The sequence below is a fragment of the Bacillus sp. JST-5 genome (genome assembly GCF_057747715.1).
Genome location: NZ_JBYLHW010000137.1, coordinates 1 through 1,720, shown reverse-complemented (window position 1 = coordinate 1,720; position 1,720 = coordinate 1). Strand labels below are relative to the sequence as shown.

General features: G+C 35.1%; 1 protein-coding gene, 1 pseudogene and 1 riboswitch. Of the genes and pseudogenes, one reads left to right on the top strand and one right to left on the bottom strand.

The features are described 5' to 3' along the window. Positions 1 to 193 precede the first annotated feature (193 nt). A riboswitch (cobalamin riboswitch) is annotated at positions 194 to 388 on the bottom strand. 138 nt (positions 389 to 526) lie between these two features. Beyond that, the gene (locus AC3ASS_RS14135; RefSeq protein ID WP_488284145.1) at positions 527 to 1,489 is read left to right on the top strand and encodes a Gfo/Idh/MocA family protein; all 963 of its coding nucleotides are present in this window, start codon (positions 527 to 529) and stop codon (positions 1,487 to 1,489) included. 59 nt (positions 1,490 to 1,548) lie between these two features. Here the strand turns inward: AC3ASS_RS14135 and AC3ASS_RS14130 are convergent. After that, positions 1,549 to 1,638 (bottom strand): annotated as a pseudogene (locus AC3ASS_RS14130) (IS3 family transposase); the annotation flags it as partial. Positions 1,639 to 1,720: the final 82 nt, after the last annotated feature.

The window sequence follows — 1,720 nt, the reverse complement described above, 5'->3', positions numbered from 1 at the left end:
TTGCCTTTTTTAGAACTTTTGCGGTTTAGAATTTCCAATTCCTTTGATTTTGGTGCTTGACATATTACCGCAGGACTTTAGATGATTTTTTGCCATAAAAAAAACATCTCATGGAGGAGATGTGCATAACAGATCGACATTCTTATATAAAGAATGCTTTCAAGTTTCACACACCCCCTATATCCACGTAGGGTTATGGCGTGAAAAATAGGCAGGTCTCCTGGCTCATGGTCATCATTCTCTAATACCTTCCCATTCATTATGAACAGTGGCATGACTTTAGAGAACTCCCATTTACAGTGGCGGGACCGCGTCGGATTTTCACCGAACTTCCCTTTTAATGACGACATGACAAACATGTACGCCAACCTATTTCTCTATATTCAATTATGATATTTAAATCATAATCTAGTAAAAGATAGTCGTCAAGAATGGTTTATATATTATGAGAATTCGAAAGATTTTTCAAAAAGTACTTTAAAATGTAAAATAATATGTAGATTATACATAGAAAAGAGGGACTGCAATGAAAAATGTAAGAACAGCAATCATTGGTGCTGGGGTTGTTGGAGAAAGATTATTTTGGAAGTTTCTCGAACATCCGAATGTCGATTTAGTAGCACTATGTGACCCGAATGAAAGTAGATTGAAGGAGTTGCAGAGCAAAACAGAACAGCCGTTAAAATTATATACAGATTATAAAAGTTTATTAGAAGACGATTCAATCGACCTTTATTATGCTGGTGTTCCACCTAAATTCCATCATTCCATTGCTATTGATATTATGAAAAAAGGTAAACATATTTTATGTGAAAAACCTTTAGCCAATTCATTAGAAGAAGCTAAAGAGATGATGGAAGTAGCAAACGAAATGGGAGTAATTAATGGGATGAATTTCCCTGTGCCATATAGTGATCCATTTATTGAACTAGAGAACAGAGTAAAAAATGGAAAGATTGGACATGTACAAAGAATCGAGCTTCAAATGTATTTTCCGCAATGGCCAAGACCGTGGCAGCAAAACAACTGGATTGCCGGTCGTGAGCAAGGGGGATTTATTCGTGAAATAACACCACATTACATACAACTTATCCATCGGCTATTTGGAGAAACAAAAGAAGTTCATTCCTTTGTCAATTATCCTGATAATGAAGAATTATGTGAAAAAGGGTTTATTGCACAAATGACGTTGGAAAACGGTATCCCGGTTTTGATTAACGGTTTAAGCGGCATCGGCGAAAAAGAAAGTATAACGTTTAAAATATGGGGAGATAAAGGAACAGTTGCTTTGAAAAACTGGGCTCAATTAGAAGCTGGAAGTTTGGATGAAGATCCGAAGCCATTAAATATTGAGCGCAATAATCACCAATTGGAACTCGTTCATGAGTTTGTGAAAAAAATAAATGGAGAAGATGCATATTTAGTAACATTTGAGGATGGCTATAAAGTTCAAAAAGTGTTAGAAAAATTATTAGGGAACGAACGATAAAACAAAGAAGAAGGAGATATAAACTGGCACCCATGTCAAGGACACAATAAAAAAAGAGACTAAGCAGCTAGAAGATGATTCCTAAATTGAATAGGGGTCATCTTTTTTAAATTCCATTGATATCGATAATTGTTATAGTAATCCATATAATAATGGCTCTATACTAAATGTGGTGGTCATGCTTATCATCTCAAGGGCAGAGATGGATTTACAAAAAGTGATAAAAAAATA

Excerpts from the sequence above, each read along its gene's own strand:
- AC3ASS_RS14135 (WP_488284145.1), top strand. The coding sequence starts at position 527 with ATGAAAAATGTAAGAACAGCAATCATTGGTGCTGGGGTTGTTGGAGAA.